19 protein-coding genes are annotated in these 21,918 nt (G+C 69.0%); all 19 read left to right on the top strand.

The window, feature by feature from the left end; all coding sequences use genetic code 11:
• Nucleotides 1–212 precede the first annotated feature (212 nt).
• The 19 genes from ACNR9O_RS04585 to ACNR9O_RS04495 all read left to right on the top strand — a co-directional run bounded on the left by ACNR9O_RS04585 (nt 213) and on the right by ACNR9O_RS04495 (nt 21,917).
• On the top strand, nt 213–2,567 hold the full coding sequence (locus tag ACNR9O_RS04585; protein WP_473682447.1) for a twin-arginine translocation signal domain-containing protein: 2,355 nt from the start codon (nt 213–215) through the stop codon (nt 2,565–2,567).
• 175 nt (nt 2,568–2,742) lie between these two features.
• Nucleotides 2,743–2,967, top strand: coding sequence for a hypothetical protein (locus tag ACNR9O_RS04580; protein ID WP_473682448.1), 225 nt, complete (start codon nt 2,743–2,745; stop codon nt 2,965–2,967).
• Nucleotides 2,968–3,128: 161 nt separating this feature from the next.
• Nucleotides 3,129–6,035: a TonB-dependent receptor domain-containing protein gene (locus ACNR9O_RS04575; protein WP_473700702.1), complete on the top strand. Its 2,907-nt coding sequence runs from the start codon at nt 3,129–3,131 to the stop codon at nt 6,033–6,035.
• Between the two features lie 299 nt (nt 6,036–6,334).
• Complete coding sequence (locus ACNR9O_RS04570; RefSeq protein WP_473682450.1) at nt 6,335–7,438, top strand: Glu/Leu/Phe/Val dehydrogenase dimerization domain-containing protein; 1,104 nt, start codon at nt 6,335–6,337, stop codon at nt 7,436–7,438.
• 969 nt (nt 7,439–8,407) lie between these two features.
• Nucleotides 8,408–8,590, top strand: a complete 183-nt coding sequence (locus ACNR9O_RS04565) for a hypothetical protein (protein WP_473682451.1) — start codon at nt 8,408–8,410, stop codon at nt 8,588–8,590.
• On the top strand, nt 8,587–10,734 hold the full coding sequence (gene yccS / locus ACNR9O_RS04560) for a YccS family putative transporter (RefSeq protein ID WP_473682452.1): 2,148 nt from the start codon (nt 8,587–8,589) through the stop codon (nt 10,732–10,734). Before ACNR9O_RS04565 ends, yccS begins: the two co-directional genes overlap by 4 nt.
• Before the next feature lie 274 nt (nt 10,735–11,008).
• On the top strand, nt 11,009–11,278 hold the full coding sequence (locus ACNR9O_RS04555) for an acyl carrier protein (RefSeq protein WP_473682453.1): 270 nt from the start codon (nt 11,009–11,011) through the stop codon (nt 11,276–11,278).
• 17 nt (nt 11,279–11,295) lie between these two features.
• Nucleotides 11,296–12,078 (top strand): glycosyltransferase family 2 protein, encoded by a 783-nt coding sequence (locus ACNR9O_RS04550; protein WP_473682454.1) that lies wholly within the window; start codon nt 11,296–11,298, stop codon nt 12,076–12,078.
• Nucleotides 12,066–12,677, top strand: a complete 612-nt coding sequence (locus tag ACNR9O_RS04545; protein ID WP_473682455.1) for a LolA family protein — start codon at nt 12,066–12,068, stop codon at nt 12,675–12,677. The genes ACNR9O_RS04550 and ACNR9O_RS04545 overlap by 13 nt, the downstream gene beginning before the upstream one ends.
• Nucleotides 12,674–15,046, top strand: coding sequence for an MMPL family transporter (locus ACNR9O_RS04540; RefSeq protein ID WP_473682456.1), 2,373 nt, complete (start codon nt 12,674–12,676; stop codon nt 15,044–15,046). Before ACNR9O_RS04545 ends, ACNR9O_RS04540 begins: the two co-directional genes overlap by 4 nt.
• Before the next feature lie 28 nt (nt 15,047–15,074).
• Entirely contained in the window at nt 15,075–16,301 is a 1,227-nt protein-coding gene (locus ACNR9O_RS04535; protein ID WP_473682457.1) for a beta-ketoacyl-ACP synthase, read from the top strand.
• On the top strand, nt 16,298–17,554 hold the full coding sequence (locus tag ACNR9O_RS04530; protein ID WP_473682458.1) for a beta-ketoacyl-[acyl-carrier-protein] synthase family protein: 1,257 nt from the start codon (nt 16,298–16,300) through the stop codon (nt 17,552–17,554). The genes ACNR9O_RS04535 and ACNR9O_RS04530 overlap by 4 nt, the downstream gene beginning before the upstream one ends.
• Nucleotides 17,551–18,294, top strand: a complete 744-nt coding sequence (locus tag ACNR9O_RS04525; protein WP_473682459.1) for a beta-ketoacyl synthase chain length factor — start codon at nt 17,551–17,553, stop codon at nt 18,292–18,294. Before ACNR9O_RS04530 ends, ACNR9O_RS04525 begins: the two co-directional genes overlap by 4 nt.
• Complete coding sequence (locus ACNR9O_RS04520) at nt 18,276–19,067, top strand: lysophospholipid acyltransferase family protein (protein ID WP_473682460.1); 792 nt, start codon at nt 18,276–18,278, stop codon at nt 19,065–19,067. The genes ACNR9O_RS04525 and ACNR9O_RS04520 overlap by 19 nt, the downstream gene beginning before the upstream one ends.
• A complete protein-coding gene (locus tag ACNR9O_RS04515; RefSeq protein WP_473682461.1) occupies nt 19,064–19,333 on the top strand; it encodes a phosphopantetheine-binding protein in 270 nt (89 codons plus the stop codon). The genes ACNR9O_RS04520 and ACNR9O_RS04515 overlap by 4 nt, the downstream gene beginning before the upstream one ends.
• Nucleotides 19,321–19,866, top strand: coding sequence for a COG4648 family protein (locus ACNR9O_RS04510; RefSeq protein WP_473682462.1), 546 nt, complete (start codon nt 19,321–19,323; stop codon nt 19,864–19,866). The genes ACNR9O_RS04515 and ACNR9O_RS04510 overlap by 13 nt, the downstream gene beginning before the upstream one ends.
• Nucleotides 19,863–20,471 carry an ApeI family dehydratase gene (locus tag ACNR9O_RS04505; RefSeq protein ID WP_473682463.1) on the top strand — a complete coding sequence of 203 codons (609 nt, stop codon included), beginning with the start codon at nt 19,863–19,865 and terminating at the stop codon, nt 20,469–20,471. The genes ACNR9O_RS04510 and ACNR9O_RS04505 overlap by 4 nt, the downstream gene beginning before the upstream one ends.
• Complete coding sequence (locus ACNR9O_RS04500; RefSeq protein WP_473682464.1) at nt 20,468–21,454, top strand: LpxL/LpxP family acyltransferase; 987 nt, start codon at nt 20,468–20,470, stop codon at nt 21,452–21,454. The genes ACNR9O_RS04505 and ACNR9O_RS04500 overlap by 4 nt, the downstream gene beginning before the upstream one ends.
• Complete coding sequence (locus tag ACNR9O_RS04495; protein WP_473682465.1) at nt 21,444–21,917, top strand: acyl-CoA thioesterase; 474 nt, start codon at nt 21,444–21,446, stop codon at nt 21,915–21,917. Before ACNR9O_RS04500 ends, ACNR9O_RS04495 begins: the two co-directional genes overlap by 11 nt.
• Nucleotide 21,918 lies beyond the last annotated feature (1 nt).

The following is a 21,918-nucleotide window of genomic DNA, read 5'->3' as shown; positions in this document are numbered from 1 at the left end:
AGCCGCGCTTGCGCCGGCGCCAGGGCGTTATGCGGTTTTCCGCACGGTAGCCGACGCATCCATGCAAGACCGGTCGACAGGCGCGTGGGAGCCTGCCGATCAGGCCCGCGTGCGGATGCGCCTCCCCCTTCCGCTCGCGTAGCGGCCCCGTACGCGGGCCTGCTCCGTTGTCGGTCCGCATACGGGGGAGCGAAGCCAAAGAGGGGAGAAGAATGGATCGGCGCCGATTTCTGCAAGGGCTGACCGCGACTGGCGCAGCCGCCGGCCTAGGTGGACTGGATGGCGCATGGGCACAGACCACAGCCCGGCCGCCAAGCCGGCAATCCGCAACCGTTCCGCGCCTGCCGACCGCCTCGCTTTCCACCGATGGCCTTGCGCGCCTTGCCAGCTTCGACCTGGACGGCGCCGCGTGGACCGTGTTCGAGGATCTGAGCTCCACCGACGGTCGGTTGGTCCTGCTCGGCCCCGACGGCGGCTGCGTATTGAGCAAACGCACCGAGGCCTGCGCGACGGAGGCGGCAACGCCCTATCTCGGCCTGGCGCTCAAGGACATCGCGCTGACCGACGCCGATCTGCTTGCCGACCGCCTGCTTCGGGATGGCGAGCCCGATCCGGCGCAGGTCCGCCTCGCGGCGCCGCCGCTCGCCTCCAAGCTCGATCCGAAGGACTATGCCGGCCGCCTCCCGTGGACGACCTTCGTCGGTACCATCGCCTGCGCCGACACCATGCCGGTATTCCCCAACGGCCGCACGCGCACATTCCATCCCGAGCAGGACATCGCCGCCCTGCGCGACGACAAGCTCGCCGCGCGGCGGCGCGAGGGCCTGCTCGGCGGATGGCTGCCGGCCGTTCACAAGGTGTTTCCGCTGAACGAAGGCCGCTGGTACGACGTGCTGGTCTTCGCCGACGTGGATGCGGACGACCGCTTCGTGGTGCAGACCTGGCACCGTACCGCGCTGGTCGAGCACGGCAAGGTCAGCCAGGTGCACTACGGTCACAGCTATCCGGCCTACCCGCCGACGCGCCAGGCGCCTTCCGCGGCCGAGTTCTATCGCGCGCTGCTGCGCTTCCATGACGCGTGGCAGCGGCATCTCGCCGATGCGGCCGCTTTCCAGGCGCCCGATCCAAGCTGGAGCGACATGGCGCGTTTCGCCTTCGCCCGCGAGCTGGTCGTACGCCCTGGCGGCAGCTACCCGAAGTACGGCGCGGTGGATCGCGACTACTACGGCAACGAATACGACGGCTTCCAGGACACCTTCACCAGCTCGCTCTACGCCAATCTGGAATGGGGCCGCTTCGCGCAGGCCGCCATCGTGCTCGACGGCTATTTCACCGATTTCGTGCAACCGGACGGCATGATCAACATGCGCGGCGCCGAAACCGGCCAGTTTGGCCTCACCCTGTCGCTGCTGGCGCGCTATCTCCAGTACACCGGCGACGATGCCTTGCTGCGCAAGCACCGCGGCAAGATCGAGGCCACCGCCCGCATCCTGCTCGACCTGCACGACGCCAGCTTGCAGCTGCCGAGCGACAACCCGGGCTACGGCCTGATTCACGGCTGGAACGAATCGGATGCGTGTCTCTTCCCCGAGCCGCAGCTTTGGTGGAAGCCCTACTATGCCAACAGCGCGCTGGCCGCGCGGGGCCTGCAGGATCTGGCTGTGGTATGGACGCGCATCGACGCGGGCGGCGCCGAATCCGCGCAACGCTGGCGGCAGCGCTCACGCATACTCGCGACACAAGTGGAACGCACGCTGCGCGCCAACGTGCGGCGCGACCTGCATCCGCCTTACGTCGGCCCCCTGCCCGGCGCGAAGCTCACCTTCCGCCAGTCGCTCACGCAGGAAAAGCCGAGCGAACAGCAATGGCCGCACCGCGCCTACGCCGAACTGCTGCAGGCGGACGTCCTGCCTGCCGAACTCGCCAACCTGGTGATCGACTGCATGCGCGGCCACGGCGCCACCAGCCTCGGCGTGGTCGCCAATGTGGCGCCGCCCAGCGAAGATGGGCGCGACATCCTCGGCTTCATCTCCTACGGCTACGCGCAGCAGCTGCTGCGCCTTGACCGCATCGACGAGTACCTGCTCTTCCTTTACGCGCACCGCTATCACGCGCACACGCCGGGCAGCTGGACCGCGGGCGAGGTCTCGGACCTCAGCGGCGGCATGCCGCTTTTCTGCATACCCGCACAGCTGACCATCCCGTTGCTGCTGCGCTGGATGATGGTGTTCGACGACAGCGCCGGGGAAACCCTCTATCTCGCACGCGCGGTGCCGCGGCGCTGGATGGGCGGCGACCAGGCGATCGCCATGATGAGCGCGCCAACGCGATGGGGGCGGACCAGCGTCCGCCTGCAACCCGATGGGCACGGCGGCGTCGCTGGCGAAGTGACGCTGCCGGAGCGCTCGATGCCCGCGGCGGTGTGGCTGAGCCTGCGCGCGCCCGAGGGCAAGCGTCTGGACCATGTACTCGTCGACGGTGTCGAAGCGAAGCAGCGCCGCGGCGAGATGGTGCGACTGAGTGGCGAAGCGGGACGGATCGTGCGGATTTCGGCCAGCTTCGCCTAGTCGTGACCGTCGTGAACGATGCGGCGGCGCCATGAAGCAAGTGCCGAATCGTTACGTTTGTTACATCCTCAGCGAACCGCACCGACGTCACGATATGGACGTCTGTGCGGAATTCCGCACGCTCCCTCCCCAAATACGACAAGACGCTCCGGACATGTGACGGCACGATGAAACCATGCGCGTCGGGGAATGCGCCGCCAACCGCCATGCCGCGCACGCGCGCGGCGGGCACGAACGGGGAGAGGGCATGCCGTCAGGCTGTAGCGATCACCACAGGCGATTTCTGAAGAACACGGCTGCCGCGGCCGCCACGTTCGCGCCGATGGCGCTGAACGACATGCGCGGCAAACGCCGCGCCGTGTACGGATTATTCGAATCAGGCGTGCCCAGCCAAGGCTGAGCGCGCCTTTGCCCGTTCGCGCGGGCCGCAAAACCGCAACGGACACGGTCGGGTTTCCACCCGGCACGGCGAACTGTTGCCTGAGGAAAACCATGCGCCCAGGAGGGCCCGCTTCACCCGCCGACGTCACCGACGCCACACGCCATGCGAGGTACCCGCTCATGCTGCCCAGATCCGCTCTGCCATCCGCTTATCGCTGTCCACGCGCACCGCTCGGCCGCCGTGCCCTGAGCCATGCCGTGAAGTTCGCCCTCGGTGTCGCCCTGCTCAGCATCGCCGCCCACGGCTGGGCGCAGGATGCCGCCACTGGCGAAAACGCCGCCAATCCGGACAAGGCCAAGAATCTCGAGGGTGTCACCGTCACCGGCTCGCGCATCCGTCGTGTGGACGTGGAGACCGCCAATCCGGTGGTCACCCTCGACCGGTCGCAGATCGCCGCCACCGGCAAGGCCACCTTGGGCGACCTGGTGCAGGAACTGCCCTCCATCGCCGGCAACGCCACCAACGCCAACACCAACAATGGCGGCGGCACGGGCGCGGCGACCATTTCGCTGCGCGGCATGGGCGACAAGCGCACGCTGATCCTGGTCAATGGCGTGCGCCTGGCCTACAACGACGTCAACAGCATTCCCGCCAACATGATCGACCGCGTGGAAGTGCTCAGCGACGGCGCCTCGGCGATCTACGGTTCGGATGCGATCGGCGGCGTGGTGAACTTCATCCTGCGCGAACGCTTCGACGGCGTACAGCTATCCGGCGATTTCGCCGAGAGCAGCCGCAGCGACGGCTTGCGCCGCAACTTCACCCTCACCGCCGGCCATAGCGGCGAGCGCGGCAGCATCGTGGCAGGCCTGGGCCACCAGAGCCTGGACGCGGTGTCCGCGCGCGACCGCGCGTTCTCGCGCGACGCGCTCAACCTTACCGACGGCAAAGTGATCGTCAGCGGCTCCTCGGCCAACCCGTACGGCGCGATCACCCTGCCGCGCGCGCTGGCCAATTCGCTGGGATGTTCTTCGCGCGTGGCGCTCAACCACGGCGTGAGCGGCGCCACCTCGCTCGGCGACTATCACTGCTACAGCGTGGCCGACAGCTACAACTATCAGGGCGACAACATCCTGCAGACGCCGCAGAAGCGCGACAACTTCTTCGTGCTCGGCAAGTACAAGCTGACCGATTCGATCGAAGCCTACGGCAACCTCTACTACACCAAGACGCAGTCGGACTCGCAGCTCGCGCCGGTCCCCGTGTTCGCCAACGGCGACAACTTCATCGTCTCCAGGAGCAACTACTACAACCCGTTCGGCGTGGACTTCGGCACCGACCGCGTCAGCGGAGCCAACAACGGCGACTTCAACACCCGCTTCAATACGCTCGGCTACCGCCGCTACGCCTACCAGACCTACAACCTCCAGGTGACACCGGGCCTGCGCGGCAACTTTGGCGACAGCTCGTGGCAGTGGGATGCCGCATTCAACTACGGCAAGGTGCGGCAGAAGTCGGTCAACTACGGCTTCCTCGACTATGCGGGCCTGCAGCAGGGGCTCGGCCCCTCTTATCTGGATTCGGCTACCGGCAAGGTGACCTGCGGCACGCCGGGCAACCCGATCGCCGGCTGCACGCCGATCAACATCTTCAACGTCAACGACCCGACCACCATCGCGGCGCTCAAGAGTATCCAGCGCAATCCGGCGACGACCACCGAATACACGGTCAAGCAGTTCGAGGCCAACGCCAACGGCAACCTGTTCGACCTGCCCGCCGGCACGGTCAATCTCGCCACTGGCATTTCCTACCGCAAGGAGAGCACTTCGACCCGCACCGATCCGCTCGCGGTCGCCGATCTCAACGGCTTGTGCGGCGTGGTCGAGTTCTGCAGCTCTGTGCTCGCCGGCAGCTTCAACGTGAAGGAGGCCTATGCCGAAACGCTGATCCCGCTGCTGTCAGGCCAGCCCTGGGCGCAGACGCTCAACCTGACCCTGGGCACGCGCTGGTCCGACTACAGCAGCGCGGGCAAGAGCACCAACAGCAAGCTGGCCGTGGAATGGCGCCCGGTGGAGAACCTGCTGCTGCGCGGTACCGTGTCCGAAGTCTTCCGCGCGCCGAACATCAGCGAGCTCTACTCCGGTATCGCGGGCGACTCGCCCACCGTCAACGACCCGTGCAACTTCTACACCGGCGGCCATTCGCAGGCCTGCGCCAACGTGCCCACCGACGGCAGCTACCAGCAGGCCAACCCGCAGGTCTCGGCCAAGACTTCCGGCTCGATCGCCGCCGGCTACAAGCTCAAGCCCGAACAAGGCAAATCGTTCGACTTCGGCGTGGTGTACGACCCGCAGTGGCTGCCCGGGCTGTCGCTGAGCGCCGACGTGTGGCGCATCAACCTCAACGACACCATCACCGCGATCTCGGCGCAGACCGTGCTCAATCAATGCTATGCCAATCCGTCCAGCGCGTTCTGCGGCTTCATCCACCGCTTCGCCAGCGGCGACATCAACTACGTCGCCGAGCCGACGGTGAACCTGGGTGCGCTCTCCACCAAGGGTGTGGACAGCGCCGTGGCCTACCGCTTCGACACCGAGCGCTACGGGCGCTTCGGCCTGCGCCTGGATACGACGTACGTGGCGCGCTACGACGTCAATCCCGATCCGTCCGATCCCACCTCGGTGACCATCCACAACGCCGGACGCTACACCTATGCCTACGGCAACTTCCCGCGCTGGCGCGGACTGGCCACGCTGAGCTGGTCGCGCGGACCGTGGAGCGCCAGCTGGCGCATCCGCTATGTCGGTCGCACCGAGGTCGGCAGCGCGGACGAGCGCCAGCAGCTGTCCGCCGATCTCTCCGTCCCCGCAGTGGTACGCAAGGTCGGCGCGTATGCCTATCACAGCGTGCAGGCCGGCTACGAGGTGAAGCCGTGGCATACGCGCCTGGACATCGGCGTCGATAACCTCGCCGACAAGCAACCGCCGCTGCTCTACCAGAACAACGTGACGAACTCGAACACCGACGTGGCCACCTATGACGTGATGGGACGGTATTACTGGGTGCGCGCCACGCTCACGTTCTGACGGCGCGTCCGCGCGGACGCCCATGCCCGACTTGCAGGATCGAAGGCCCCGCCCAGGCGGGGCCTTTTGTTTCGCTGCCGGATCAGGGCGAACGCGCCGCTTGCCCCCGCGTTCGGGCAGGTGCTGCGTCGCAGCAGCGATTGCTCCGAGGCCGTACTAGAATATTCGACTGTATTCCCGCCCCGACCTCTGGTCGGGGCTTTGACTTTCAGGCTCGTGCACGGCCGCGGGAAGATTTTTCTTCAGCGACCGCCGGACCGGCCACCGCATCCCCAACCGCGCCACCACGTGGAGTTCCAATGATTTTCGAAACCATCGCCAAAACGGGTCACGAAGAAGTCGTCTTCTGCCACAACAAGGACGCCGGCCTGAAGGCCATCATCGCGATCCACAACACGGTGCTGGGCCCGGCGCTCGGCGGCCTGCGCATGTGGCCGTACAAGACCGAGCAGGATGCGGTCAACGACGTGCTGCGCCTGTCGCGCGGCATGACCTACAAGAACGCCGTGGCCGGCCTGAACCTGGGCGGCGGCAAGGCGGTGATCATCGGCGATCCCTCCAAGGACAAGTCGGAAGCGCTGTTCCGCGCCTTCGGCCGCTTCGTCAACTCGCTCAACGGCCGCTACATCACGGCCGAAGACGTGGGCATCGACGTCAACGACATGGAATACGTGTTCCGCGAGACCGAATACGTGACCGGCGTGCACCAGGTGCACGGCGGCTCGGGCGACCCGTCGCCGTTCACCGCGTTCGGCACCCTGCAGGGCCTGATGGCCGCGCTGCAGGTCAAGCACGGCAATGAAGACGTGGGCAAGTACAGCTACGCCGTGCAGGGTTGCGGCCACGTGGGCAGCGAGTTCATCAAGCTGCTGCGCGAGCAGGGTGCGAAGGTGTTCGTCACCGACATCAACAAGGATGCGGTGCAGCGCTGCGTGGACGAACTGGGTTGCGAAGCCGTGGGCCTGGACGAGATCTACGACGTCGACGCCGACGTGTACTCGCCCTGCGCGCTGGGCGGCACGCTCAACGAGCAGACCATCGACCGCATCAAGGCCAAGATCATCTGCGGCGCCGCCAACAACCAGCTGGCCACCGACGCGATCGGCGACGAGCTGACCCGCCGCGGCGTGCTGTACGCGCCGGACTACGCGGTGAACGCCGGCGGCGTGATGAACGTGTCGCTGGAGATCGACGGCTACAACCGCGAGCGTGCGATGCGCATGATGCGCACGATCTATTACAACCTGGGCCGCATCTTCGAGATCTCGAAGTCGGAGAATGTGCCGACCTACAAGGCGGCGGATCGCCTGGCGGAGGAGCGCATTTCGGCGATCGGCAAGATCAAGCTGCCGCACATGGGTAATGGCGCACCGCGTTTTGCGGGCCGGATGCGCGGGCAGTAAGCCGCATCGACTGGTTTGGTTTTGGAAACGCCTCCCGTGTGGGGGGCGTTTTTTTTTGGGCGCAGCGCTGGTGGGTTATCGCGATCTGGGCGCTTTCGTAGTTGGCGTTTCTGGGTGTCGCGCTATTGGTCGGGTTACCGCGATCTGGCCGCTTACGCAGCGGGCGTTTCGGACGGCTGCCGCCGCCCGAGTCACTTTTTCTTTGCTGGCCCAAAGAAAAAGTAACCCAAAAGAAATGGCCTGAGAGCCAGAGCTCGTGGCTGGACTAAGGAGAGCAGGGATAGGTCATGGCAACGGATTAACCTGAGTCGACGCGAGGCCGCCGTGCGGTTTCGGAACGGTGACTTCGAGGCATCCGTGGTGGAGAGGACACAGGGAGATAGACAAGGAGCGGTTGCCTTGGCGTCTCCTCACGAGTTTGCGTGACGCTCTCCGAGCCACGTTGCGGCGGTCCCGCACTTCTCCCTCTCCCCGCCGGGGAGAGGGCCGGGGTGAGGGGCCCTACGAAGCGCACCGCTTCTATCCCCTCAGTCGAAAGCACAGGCGACACGCTCACCTATCCGCGCAACGCACGAAGCAACCAGGCGCGAAAAACCACCCAGCCCCATCTACCTCCCTGCGTCCTCTCCACTACGGATGCCTCGAAGTCCCCGTTCCGAAACCGCAGTGCGGCCTCGGATCGCCCCAGGTTAATCCGTTGCCATGACCGTCCACCGCTCTCCATAGTCCAGCCACGAGCCTTGGCTCTCAGGCCATTTCTCTTTGGTTACTTTCTCTTTGGGCCAGCAAAGAGAAAGTGACCCGGGCGGCGGCAGCCGTCCGGAATGCCCGCTGCATAAGCGGCCAGGTCGCGATAACCCAAACAACAGGACGCCCCACAGAAACGCCCGCCGCATAAGCGGCCAGATCGCGACAACCCAACACCAGCGCGACCAAGACCAACACACCGCCGCAACCCGCACGGACGGCATGCAGCAGACCAGCGCGCCGGGCGTCTTCGCCGCCAGCGATGCCGCCACATCATTCACCCATGCCACGCGCGGCGCGGCGGCCGGCGTGATGACAGGCGTGGCCGCGCAACGATCGCTGTTCAAGGGTATCGCCGCCGGACAGCATCCCGACGGCACGCGCGTCGTATCCTCGCACGCGTGACCGTCCTCCCCGCCTCCCTCATCGAAAACTGGCGCCGCCTGCGCGGCTCCGACCGCTTCGCCGAATGCCTGCGCGTACTGCTGGGCCTCGGCGGCGTGGTGCTCTATTGCCTGGCCGAAAGGCGCTTCGCCGATGCGATCCCGGCGCTGCTGGGCGTGATCGCCTGTGCCCTCGCCGAAACCGAAGACCACTGGCGCAACCGGCTCGGCACGCTGCTGGTGACGCTCGCCTGCTTCGCCGTCGCCGCGTTTGCGGTCGAACAGCTGCTGCCGTACCCGCCGCTGTTCGCGCTGGGCCTGCCGCTGGCGACCTTCGCGCTGGTGATGCTGGGCGCGGTCAGCCAGCGCTACGCCACCATTGCCGGCGCCACCTTGCTGCTGTCGGTGTACACGATGATCGGCGCCGATGCGGCCGTGCGCGCCGATCCGCTGCGCGAACCCGGCCTGCTGCTGGCCGGCGCTGCCTGGTACGGCGTGCTGTCGCTGCTGTGGAGCGCGCTGTCGCCGCAACAGGCGGTGCGCCACGCGCTGGCGCGCACCTTCGATGCGCTGGCCGCCTACCTCGACGGCAAGGCCGCGCTGTTCGCGCCGCTGCCCGGGCTGGACCGTGAAGGCATGCAGCTGGCGCTGGCCATGCGCAATGAAGCGGTGGTACGGGCATTGAACGAGACGCGCCTGGTGCTGCTGGACCGCATCGGCCCGCGCCGGCCGCGCGGCCCCACCGCGGCGCGGCTGCGCCTGTATTTCGCCGCGCAGGACATCCACGAGCGCGTCAGTTCCTCGCACTACCCGTACGAGGCGCTGGCTGAAGCGTTCTTCCACAGCGACGTGCTGTTCCGCTGCGAGCATCTGCTGCGCCGCCATGCCGAGCTGTGCCGTCGCCGCGCGGCCGCGCTGCGCCTGCGCGTGCCGCTGCGTGCCGATCCCGACGCCCCTGCCGCGCTGGACGACGTGCGCCAGGCGATCGAGGCGCTGCGCGCGCAGGCAGCCCCACCGGCGGCGCACCTGCTGCGTTCGCTCGATGCGCTCCTGCGTAACATGGGCGCGATCCAATCGTTGCTGGAGCGGGAAACGCCGCCGGCCGGCCCGATACCGGGCGAAGACAGCGCCTTGCAGGATCCGGGACCGCGCGACCTGGCCGAAGCGTGGGAGCGCATCCGCATCCAGTTCACGCCGCGCTCGTTCCGCTTCCGCCACGCGCTGCGCCTGGCGCTGGCGTTGCTGGCCGGCTACGGCGTGCTGCGCGTGGTCCATCCGCAGAACGGCTACTGGATCCTGCTGACCACGCTGCTGGTGTGCCAGCCCAGCTACGGCGCCACCCGCCGGCGCCTGCTCGAGCGCATGGCCGGCACGCTGGCCGGCCTGGTCGCCGGCTGGGCCGCGCTGCGGCTGCTGCCGTTCGAGACGGTACAGGTGCCGCTGCTGATCGTGGCCGGCGTGGTGTTCTTCGCCGCGCGCCAGCGCCGCTACACGCTGGCCACGGCAGCGATCACCCTGTTCGTGGTGTTGTGCTTCAACCAGGTGGGGCGCGGCTACGAGGTGATGTGGCCACGCATGCTCGACACGCTGATCGGCGTGGCGATCGCGGCGCTGGCGGTGCACCTGGTGCTGCCGGACTGGCAGGGCCGCCGGCTGCACGCGGTGCTGGCCGATACGGTGCGCTGCGACGCGCGCTACCTGGAGAGCATCCTGGCGCAGTATGCCGGCGGGCGGCACGACAGCCTCGCCTACCGCATCGCCCGGCGCGACGCGCACAACGCCGACGCGACCCTGAGCGGCGTGCTGTCCAACATGCTCCGCGAACCCGGGCGGTACCGCCCGGGCAGCGAGGCGCCGCTGCGCTTCCTCAGCGCCGCGCACAGCCTGCTTGGCCACCTGTCGGCACTCGGCGCCAACCGGCAAGCCATCGCATCCGGGCCGGCGCGCGAGGCGGTACTGGAGGCAGGCGCCCAAGCGGTGGCGTCCCTGGAACGTCTCGCCGCCGACCTCGCCGCCCACGACACGCCCGCCGACCTGGCGTCGACGCCGGTACCGTCCGCCGCCGCGGAGGACGAAACCGCGCGCCTGGTGCTCGCCCAGCTCGGGCTGATCCTCGCGCAACGCCAGCGCCTCGCTCAGCTGGCCGGCGAACTGGACGGCGCCTGAGGGGCCAGGACTTCCGGCGGGGGCGAGCTCCCGGGGCGATTCTGGTAGCATGGGCGCCATAAGTTACGAGCGGCACCGCCTCGCCTCATGGCAAGGCAAAAAACAGGGGACCCGCCTCGCGGGTAGTTGATCCAACGAGAAGAAGCACAACACGGCTACGTCTTACCAGGACGCCGTCGCGCTCCCGTGTTGGCCCGTGCAGGGCCGGCCGGTCCGCGGGCACCGCACGACGCGACAGGGAACGTACCGAGCGCGCACAGAACAGGGATTCTCTATGAGCACGATCATGGCCAGCGGCATCAGCGACGAGGACATCCTCGCCCGTCTGCGACAGGTGCTGCACGACACCTTCGAGATCGAGCCGGCCCGCGTCACGCCGGCCGCGCATCTGTTCACCGATCTGGAGCTGGACAGCATCGACGCGGTCGATCTGGCGATCCACGTGCAGGACATGACCGGCACCCGCATCAAGCCCGAGGATTTCAAGAGCGTGCGCACGGTGAGCGACGTCGTCGCCACGGTGAAGACGCTGCTCGAGCGCTGAGCGCGGATCTTTCGCCGATGCAGATCCGTGCCGGTGGCGCCGGGGCGTTCTCGCCCTGCGCAGTCATTCCCATCTACAACCACAAAGACACCATCGCGGCCACGGCGAGGGCGCTGCGTGCGCACGGCCTGCCCGTGCTGGTGGTGGATGATGGCAGCGACGCGGCCACGCGCGCGGTGCTGGACGTGCTCGCCACCGAGGACGGCATCCGCCTGCTGCGCCTGCCGCAGAACCAGGGCAAGGGCCGCGCGCTGAGCGCCGGCTTCATCGCCGCGCATGAGGCCGGCCACACGCACGTGCTGCAGATCGACGCCGACGGCCAGCACGACGTGGCCGACGTGCCGCGCTTCCTCGCCGAAGCCGAGGCCGATCCGCGCGCGATGGTCTGCGGCAAGCCGGTGTACGACGACAGCGTGCCGCGCGCGCGTCTCTACGGCCGCTACGTCACGCACTTCTTCGTATGGGTGGAGACGCTGTCGCTGGACATCCAGGACTCGATGTGCGGCTTTCGTCTGTACCCGCTGGCGCCGACCCGCGCCGAGATCGCGCGCAAGCCGCTGCCGGCGCGCATGGATTTCGATACCGAGATCGCCGTACGCCTGTACTGGCGCGGCGTGCCGGTGCGCAACCTGCCCACGCGGGTGATCTATCCGGAGAACGGTTTGTCGCATTTCCGCATGTGGCGCGACAACCTGCGCATCTCGGCCATGCACACCCGCCTGCTGCTGGGCATGCTGCCGCGGGCGCCCACCCTGCTGTGGCGCCGGCTGCGCCGCGCGGAGGCGCCATGCGCCGCCTGATCGCCATCATGCTGGGCTGGTGCGCGGCACTCGCCGCGCATGCGCAGTCGCCGGACCTGCTGCGCGAAGTGCTGGACGAGCTGGGCCGCCATGCCGCCGTGCGCGCCGGCTTCACCCAGACACGCGAAAACCCCGCCCTGGCGCAACCGCAATCCAGCAGCGGCAAGCTGTTGTTCGTACTCGGCCGCGGCATGCTGTGGCAGGTCCAGGCGCCATACCAGGAAACCCTCGCGCTCACCGGCGAACGCGCCGCCCGCGTGAACGAGGATGGTCGCCCGCAGCCGGTGCGCGGCGACCGCGGCGTGGCGCAGGTGTCGCAGATGCTGCAAGGCATGCTTTCGGGCAAGCCCGACGAGGCCCTGCGCCAGTTCGACGTGGCCGCCGAGGGCAGCCGCGCGCAATGGACGCTGCGCTTCACTCCGCGCCAAGCCCGCATGGCACGCGTGCTTCGCCGCATCGAGCTGAGCGGCGGCGAATTCCTGCAAGGGATCGTGGTGGACATGGAGAACGGCGAAAGCACGCGCATCCAGTTCGCCGATACGCGCGAGGCCGGTCCGCTGAGCACGCTCGAACAACGCGCCCTGGGCATGCCTCCATGAACGCGCCCGCCCGTTCGCCGCGCCTGGCCGGCACGGCCACGTTCGTCGTGGCCGTGCTCGCACTGGTCCTGCTCGGCGGTTGGCTGCTGTTCGGCCGCGGGGCATCGCCCATCCAGACCGACCTGCTGGCGATGTTGCCGGCGACCGAGCGCGATCCGCTGGCCGAGGACGCGGTGGAACGCCTGGCCCACGCCAGTGGCGACCGCATGGTGCTGCTGCTCGGCCATGCCGACGATGCGGTCGCGAAGGACGCCGCGCGCGAGCTTGGCCGCCGCCTTGCCGCCGAGCCTGCATTCGCCGCGGTGACCGCCGAGCTGCCGCCGTTCGATCTGCGCGACCTGGTCGCTCCCTATCTCGCTCACCGCTTTCAGCTGCTGACTGACGCCGATCGCGCCGCACTCGCGCAGCCCGGGTTCGATCCAGCGCAGGCGCTGGCGCGCCGCCTCAACGAACCGTTCCTCGCCGGCGTGGGCACCAGCCTGGGCGAGGATCCGTTCGGCTGGCTGCAGCACTGGCTGGACCAGCAGCCGTGGAACCGCTCGTCGCTGCTGCCGGAAGACGACCTGCTCGTCGCCCACCGCGACGATCGCACCTACGCGATGGTGATCGCCACGCTGCGCGGCTCGGCCTACGACGACCGCGTGCAGCGCGATTCGCTGGCCGCGCTGGCGCGCGCGGAAGCGGCGACCATCCAGGCGCATCCCGGCATCGAACTGCTGCGCGCCGGCGCGGTGTTCCACGCCGCCGCCGCGCGCGCATCCGCCGAGCGCGACGTGCATGTGGTGGGCATCGCTTCCACGCTGGGCATCGCGCTGCTGTTGATGTGGACCTACCGTTCGCCGCGTCCGCTGCTGCTCGCGTTCCTGTCCACCGCGATCGGCGTGGCCTGCGCCATCACCGTGACCGTGCTGGTGTTCGGGCGCATCCACCTGCTCACGCTGGTGTTCGGCGCCGCACTGCTGGGCGAAGCGGTGGATTACTCGATCCAGTACTTGTGCGCGCGCGCCAACGCGGGGCCCGCGTGGGAGCCGGCGTGCGGTCTGCGCCAGGTACGTCCGGCACTGCTACTGGCACTGGCTACGTCGCTGCTGGGCTATGCCCTGCTCGGGCTGGTGCCGTTTCCGGCGCTGCGCCAGATGGCCTGCTTCGCCATCACCGGCATGAGCGCCGCCTGCCTGAGCGTGTTCCTGCTGCTGCCCGCGCTGCTGCGCCGCCCGGCGCGGCGGCCGCTGGCGCCATCGCTGACAGGCCTCGCGCGCGCGCTGCAGCGCGGCGCGGGCCGCCTCGGGCATGGCCGTGCGGCCATGGTCGCCTTCGCGCTGACGCTCGCCTTCGCCCTGCCCGGCTGGTGGCGGCTCGGCCACGACGACGACATCCGGCTGCTGATCGCACCGCCCGCGGAACTCACCCGGCAGGAAGCCCGCATCGGGCAGATCGCCGGCATCGGCGGCGGCACCCAGTTTCTGCTGGTGACCGGCGACAGCGCCGAGCAGGTGCTTCAGCGCGGCGAAGCACTGGAGGCCCGCCTGCGGGCACTTGCCGCCGACGGCAAGCTCGACGGCTGGCTCGGCATGGCCGCGATGCTGCCTTCGCTCGCGCGCCAGCAGGCCGACGCGGCCCTGCTCGCCCCGCTGTTCGCCGACCGCGCGCGGCTGCTTGCGCTGATGACGCAGGCGGGACTGCGCGCGGAAGCGGCCGATGCCTATCTCGCGACGTGGCCCGGCCATCCGCTCGAACCGGCCGCCTGGCTCAAGCTGCCGGCCAGCACGCCGTATCGCTATCTGTGGATGGACGAAGGCGCGCGCGGCATCGCCTCCATCGTGCTGCCGCAAGGCAATGCCGACGCATCCGCACTGCGCGCGGTGGCCGCGGCGCTGCCGGGCGTCTCCTTCGTGGACAAGCCGGCCAGCATCTCCACCCTGTTCGGCCGCTATCGCCAATACGCCAGCCTGTGGCTGGCCGCGGCGGCGGTCGCGGTCGCCGCGGCGTTCGCCTGGCGCTATCGCCGCGCCGCGCCGCGCGTGCTGGCGCCGCCGCTGCTCGGCATCGGCCTGACGCTGGCCGCGCTGGGCTGGCTCGGGCAGCCGCTGACCCTGTTCCACTGGATGGCGCTGATGCTGGTGCTCGGCGTCGGCGCCAACTACGCCGTGTTCCTGCACGAAGGCGAACCGCACGCTGCCCATGTGCCGGGCGCGGCCTACGCGGGCGTGCTGCTTTCGGCGGCCACCGCCCTGCTCTCCTTCGGCCTGCTGGCGCTGAGCTCGATGCCTGCGCTGCAGCATTTCGGCATCACCCTTCTGCTGGGCATCGGCTTCACCGCACTGCTGGTGCCGGTGGCCCGGCCTGTTCGCGAGTACGTATCGGCATGAACTGTTCTTTCCTCATGCGAGGCGCCCGATGAAGCGCGTCGTGATCACCGGCATCGGCGGCATCACACCGCTGGGCCATGACTGGTCCGCCATCGCGTTGCGGCTGCGCACCTACCGCAACGCGGTGCGCTACATGCCCGAGTGGGATTACTTCGACGCGCTCAACGGACGCCTCGGCTGTCCGGTCGACGATTTCGAGTTGCCCGGCTGGCCGCGCAAGCAGGTGCGCTCGATGGGTCGCGTGGCGCAGCTGGCCGTGGCCGCCAGCGAGCGCGCGCTGCGCGACGCGGGACTCGAAGGCGATGCGCGGATCAGCGACGGCCGCATGGGCGTGGCTTACGGCTCCTCCGGCGGCAGCGTGGAGCCGATCGGTGCGATGGGCCACATGCTCAACACCGGTTCGATGCAGGGCGTGACCGCGACCAGCTATATCCAGATGATGGCGCACACCACGGCGGTGAACGTCGGCGTGTTCTTCGGCCTCAAGGGCCGCATCATTCCCACCTCCAGCGCCTGCACCTCCGGCAGCCAGGCGATCGGCTACGGCTATGAAGCGATCCAGCAGGGCAAGCAGACGCTGATGCTGTGCGGCGGCGCGGAGGAACTCTCCGGCCCAGGCGCGGCGGTGTTCGACACCTTGTTCGCCACCAGCACGCGCAATGACGACGCGCAGCACACGCCGCGCCCGTTCGACCGCAAGCGCGACGGCCTGGTCGTCGGCGAAGGCGCGGTGACTTTGGTGCTGGAGGAATACGAGCACGCCAAGGCGCGCGACGCGCGCATCTACGCGGAGATCGTCGGCTTCGGCTGCAACTCCGACGGCGCCCACATCACCCAGCCCACGCGCGAGACCATGGCCGTGGCGATGCGCATGGCGCTGGACGATGCCGGCCTCGCACCGGAACGCATCGGCTATGTCAGCGCGCACGGCACCGCCACCGATCGCGGCGACGTGGCCGAGAGCCATGCCACCGCCAGCGTGATGGGCGACCGCGTGCCGGTCAGTTCGATGAAGAGCTACGTCGGCCACACGCTGGGCGCCTGCGGCGCGCTGGAATCGTGGTGGGCGATCGAGATGATGCGCGAACGCTGGTTCGCGCCGACCATCAATCTCGACGAGATCGATCCGGAGTGCGCCACGCTCGACTACATCGTGGGTGAAGGCCGCGCGATCGATACGCCATACGTGATGAACAACAACTTCGCGTTCGGCGGCATCAATACGTCGCTGATCTTCAAGGCCGCTGACGCATGAACGCCGCACCGCAGCGCCGCACCGCCACGCCACGCGTCGTGATCACCGGCATGGGCTCGGTGTCGTGCGCTGGCATCGGCAACGCGGGGCTGCTCGACGCGCTGCGCCACAGCCGCAGCGGCATCCGCCATATGGAGCGCCTCGCCGCGCTGGGCATGCGCTGCCATGTCGGCGGGCCGGTGGACGAAAGCGCGCTGGACGAACCGCCGCGCAAGCTGCGCCGTTTTCTTCCCGCCACCACGTGGTACGGCTGGCAGGCGTTGCGCGAAGCCATCGCACAGGCCGGCCTCGCCGAGACCGCGCTCGCCTCGCCACGCTGCGGCCTGGTGATGGGCGGCGGCGCGGCGCTGAGCGAGCACGAGGCGGCCCTGCACAGCTTCCACACCCGCGGCGTGGCCAAGCTGTCGCCGTTCATCGTGCCGCGCGGCATGAGCAGCGCGCTGGCCGCCGGCCTGGCGCATGCGTTCGGCATCGGCGGGCGCAGCCACGTGGTCAGCTCGGCCTGCACCAGCGGGGCGCACGCCATCGGCCAGGCCATGGAACTGATCCAGCTGGGCCGCCAGGACGTGGTGCTGTGCGGCGGCAGCGAAGAACTGCACGACACCACCGCGCTATGGTTCGACGCCATGGCCGCTTTGTCGGTGAATGGCAACGAACATCCCGAACGCGCCTCGCGTCCTTACGACGCCGGGCGCGATGGCCTGGTGCTGGCCGCCGGCGCCGGCGCGCTGGTGCTCGAATCGCTGGAGCATGCGCGTGCGCGTGGCGCCAGGGTGCTGGCCGAAGTGCTCGGCTATGGCGCGGCCACCGATGCGCAGAGCATGGTGATGTCCGGCGCCGAGGGTATCGCGCGCGCCATGCGCGAGGCGCTGGACCAGGCCGCCACGCTGCCCGGCTACATCAACACGCACGCCTGCTCCACGCCGCAGGGCGATCTCGCCGAATGGGAGGCCATCGCCGGCGTGTTCGCCGAGCGCGGCGCGGCGGTGCCGCCGATGTCGTCGATCAAAGGGTTGCTCGGCCATGCGCCGGCCGCGGCCGGCGCGCTCGATGCGGTGGCTTCGATCCTGATGCTGCAGGAAGGTTTCCTTGCTTCCGGCACGCCGGTGGACACGCCGGATGCCGCCTTCGCCGAGGCGCCGCTGCTCGCCGCGCCGGTCGCGCGCCGCGTGGACAGCGTGCTGTCCAACAGCTTCGGCTTCGGCGGCAGCTGCGCCGCGCTGATGTTCGGCGCCGCGGAGACCGCCGCATGATCGATCTGCGTATCGCCGCCTGGCGCGCCTGGGCGCCGTCGCTCACCGACGAAGCGGCGTGGCTTGCCTGGGCGCGCGAACCGTGGACGCCCGCCGACCAGGGCGAGCAGCCCGACTGCGCCTTCCTGCCGCCGATGCAGCGCCGCCGGCTGAGCCGCATGGCACGCATGGCGCTGGAGACCGCGTGGCCGCTGTGCGGCGACGACGAGCAGCTGCCGCTGGTGTTCGCCTCGCGCCACGGCGAAACACAACGCACCTACGCCCTGCTCGGCGACGTGGCCGATGGCCAGCCGCTGTCGCCCACCTCGTTCGGGCTGTCGGTGCACAACGCCATCGCCGGGCAATGGTCGATCCTGCGCGGACAGCGCGGCGAGGCCAGCGCCATCGCCGGCGAGGCCGACACCTTCGAACACGCCATGCTGGAAGCAGCGATGCTGCTGGACGGCGGCGCACCCGCGGCCCTGGTGGTGCTGGCCGAGGAGCGTCCGCCGGCCGCCTACGACAGCTGGATCGACGACGTGCCGTTCTCCTACGCGGTAGCCCTGCGCGTAGGCGCCGCTCGCGCGCAGGACGCCGTACCGCCGAACGCCGCGTGGCGCCTGCGGCTGGATCGCAACACCAACGATGCGGCCGCCGCGTGGCCGCACGCGCTGTCGTTCCTGCGCGCATTGCACGCGCCGCGGGTTCCGCTCACTCACGCCTGGAAACAACGCCGATGGACATGGCAGCCGACGCCCTGACGATGCGCCGACGGCGCGATTTCTACTGGTGGCGGCTGCTCGCCACGGGCATGAGCTTCCTGCTCTTCGGCGTGGGCGGCCTGGCGTTGCGGCTGCTGTGGTTCCCGCTGCTGTCGCTGCTGCCGGGTGGCCGACTGGCGCATCGCCGCCGCGTGCGCGCGGCGATCCGGCGCGCCTTCCATCTGCATGTCTGGTTCATGCATCGCAGCGGCGTGCTCACCTTCCAGGTCGATGGCGGCGAGCGCCTGGGCAAACCGGGACAGATGGTGATCGCCAACCATCCCTCGCTGATCGACGTGGTCTTCCTGGGCTCGCTGATGGGCGACGCCAACTGCGTGGTCAAGCAGAGCCTGTGGCGCAATCCCTGCATGCGCGGCCCGGTGCGCGCCGCCGAATACATCAGCAACAACGGCAGCCCCGAGATGCTCGAGCAGGCCGCCGACGTGCTGCGCGAAGGCCAGACGCTGATCGTGTTTCCCGAGGGCACGCGCACCACGCCTGGCCACGCGCCGGTGTTCCACCGCGGCGCCGCGGCCATCGCGCTGCGCGGCGCACGCGTCATCACGCCGGTATTCATCACCGTCAACCCCACCACGCTGACCAAGGCCGAGCCCTGGTACCGCATTCCCGACCGCCGCATCCATGTGCGGGTGCGCGTCGGTGAGGACATCCAGCCGAACACGTTCAATGACGCCGCGCCGCTGCCGATAGCCTCGCGACGTCTCAACGAACATCTGCACCGCCTCTATCTGAAGGAACTCGCATCGCCATGAATGCACTGCAACAGGACATTGCCCAGCTGATCATCGACACCCTGAGCCTGGAGGGTATGCAGGCCGGCGACATCCCGCCGGAACAGCCGCTGTTCGGCCAGGGCCTGGGCCTGGATTCGGTCGATGCGCTGGAACTGGCGCTGGCGCTGCAGAAGCGTTACGACATCCAGATCGCCTCCGACTCGCGCGATGCCCGCCGGCATTTCGAGACGGTGGCCAGCCTCGCCGCTTTCGTCGAATCGCAACGGGCCGCATGCGCAAACTGAGCTCCATCCTGCTGCCGGTCATCGGCCTGCTCTATCCCTTCTTCGTGTACTTCGGGATGGAGCACGTCTCCACGCCGGTGTTCGCGCTGATCCTGGGCGCGGTATGGCTGATCCGCGCGCCGGCGCTGCTGCGCCAGCCGGGCGGCCACTGGATGCTGGGCGCGGCGCTGGCCTATTGCGTGATGCTAGCCTTCAGTGGCGAAGCGCTGATGCTGCGCTGGTATCCCACCCTGATCAGCGCGCTGCTGCTGTTCGTGTTCGGCATCAGCCTCAAGTACGGCCCGCCGATGGTCGAGCGCATCGCGCGCGTGCGCGAGCCGGAGCTGCCGCCGGAGGCGATTCCCTACACGCGCAAAGTGACCTGGGTGTGGGTGGGTTTCTTCGTGTTCAACGGCCTGATGTCCACGGCGCTGACGCTGTGGGCGCCGCTGAAGTGGTGGACGCTGTACAACGGTTTCATCGCCTACCTGATCATGGGCGTGCTGTTCGGCGGCGAATGGCTGCTGCGCCGCCGGTTGAGGAAAGCCGCGTGACTGCCTGGGAGACCGTCGCCGGCGTCCTCGCCGCGCACCCTTGGGTGACGCGTGCGGCGATGTGCGCGGACGGTGCCGCCGTGCTGCCTTCCGGCGCCGGCGTCGACGTGCTGCGCGCGCATGGACGGCAAGCGCTGTTGAATGCGTGGCGTACCTGGCTGGCCGAACACGGTGCGCCGACGCCGGCCGCGTGGCGGCTATGCGACGACTGGGCACAGCCCGAGGCCGAAACCGTACTGCGGCAGCCGCAGCCGACGGCGGCGCTCATCGACGGCGAACACGCCGGCGACGCTGGCGCGCTGGCCCTGGCGCTGCGCCTGCCGCTGGACCTGGATTGCTTCGACGATCACTTCCCTACGCTGCCCGTGCTGCCCGGCGTGCTGCAGCTGCAATGGGCGCTGGCGTTCGGCGCGGAGCGCTTCGGCACGCCCCGCGCCTGCCGCCGCATGGAGATGCTGAAGTTCCAGAATCTGCTGCGCCCGGGCGATCGCCCGCTGTTGCGGCTGCGCCACGATGCGGCGGCACATCGCCTGCATTTCGCCTATCTGCTCGGCGACACCGAGGCTTCTTCCGGCCGCTTCGCCTGGGAAGGAGGCGCCGCATGAACGACGACCTCGCCGCGAGTGCGTCCGCCGACGGCGTGCGCCACTGGGCCGCGCAGAAGGAGCGTGGCAGCTTCGTGCTGATGAAGTTCACCGCGCTGGTGGCGCGCCGCCTCGGGCGCCGTGCGCTGGCGCCGATGCTGCATGGGATCGTCGCGTACTTCTTCCTGTCCAGCGCCCGCACGCGCCGCGCGGTGCGCGAATATCAGGAGCGCCTGGCAGCCTGGGCCGGCGTGCCTGCGCTTGGCCCGAGCACGCGCCGCGTGTTCGGCCAGTACATGGCCTTCGCCGAATGCCTGCTCGACCGCCTGGACGTGTGGAACGGCAAGCTGCGGCTGGAACAGGTGGAGCTGCACGATCCGCATGGCGTGCGCGAGCGGCTGCTGGCCGGGCGCCATGGCGGCCGCGGGCAGATCCTGGTGTGCACGCACCTGGGCAACCTCGATGTCTCGCGCGCGATGGCCGAGCTGGGCGAGCAGGTGCCGCTCAATGTGCTGGTGCATAACCGCCACGTGGCGCGCTTCAACCGCCTGCTCGGCGAAGCCGGCGAACAGCGCCTGCGGCTGATCCAGGTAAGCGAGCTGGATGCCGCGCTGATGATGGACTTGTCGCAGCGGCTCGAACGCGGCGAATGGCTGGCCATCGCCGGCGATCGCGTGCCGCTGCACGGCGAGCGTTGCGTAAAGGCGGATTTCCTCGGCCACCCCGCACCGTTCCCGCAGGGGCCCTGGCTGATGGCCGGCCTGCTGCGCTGCCCGGTCAACCTGATCTGCTGCATCAAGGTGGAGGGGCGCTATCGCATCCATCTGGAGCCTTATGTGGAGCACACCACCTGGCCGCGCGGCCAGCGCGACGAGGCCATCCGCGCGTGGGTGCAGGGCTATGCCGACTGGCTCGGCCAGCGTTGCCTGGAAGCGCCGCAGCAGTGGTTCAATTTCTATCCGTACTGGCGCATGCCGGACAAAGGGGGCCGCGATGCGCGCTAAAGGCGTGTTGAGCGTCGACACGGACGTGCTGGTGCCGTTCTTCGACGTCGATTCCATGGACGTGGTCTGGCACGGCCACTACGTGAAGTATCTGGAAATCGCCCGCTGCGCCCTGCTCAGCGACATCGGCCACGACTACACGCAGATGAGGGCCGCCGGCTACGTGTGGCCGGTGGTCGATCTGCAACTGCGCTATGTACGCCCGGCGCGCTTCGGGCAGCGCGCGGTGGTCACCGCAGAGCTGGTCGAATGGCACAACCGGCTGAAAGTGCATTACCTGATCCGCGACGCCGCGACCGGCGAGCGCCTGACCCGCGGCGCCACCGTGCAGGTGGCGGTGACGCTGGCGGGCGAGATGCAGCTGCTGTCGCCGCGCGTCTTCACCGATGCGGTGGAGCGTCGCCTGGCGCGCACCGCTCCCTTTACCCTGCCGGCGGCGCAAGCCGCCGAGGCTGTGGCATGAC

It is taken from the genome of Dyella sp. CR10 (assembly GCF_055814425.1).
The sequence above is the reverse complement of the archived record's forward strand: the minus strand, read 5'-3'. Positions and strand labels throughout refer to the sequence as shown.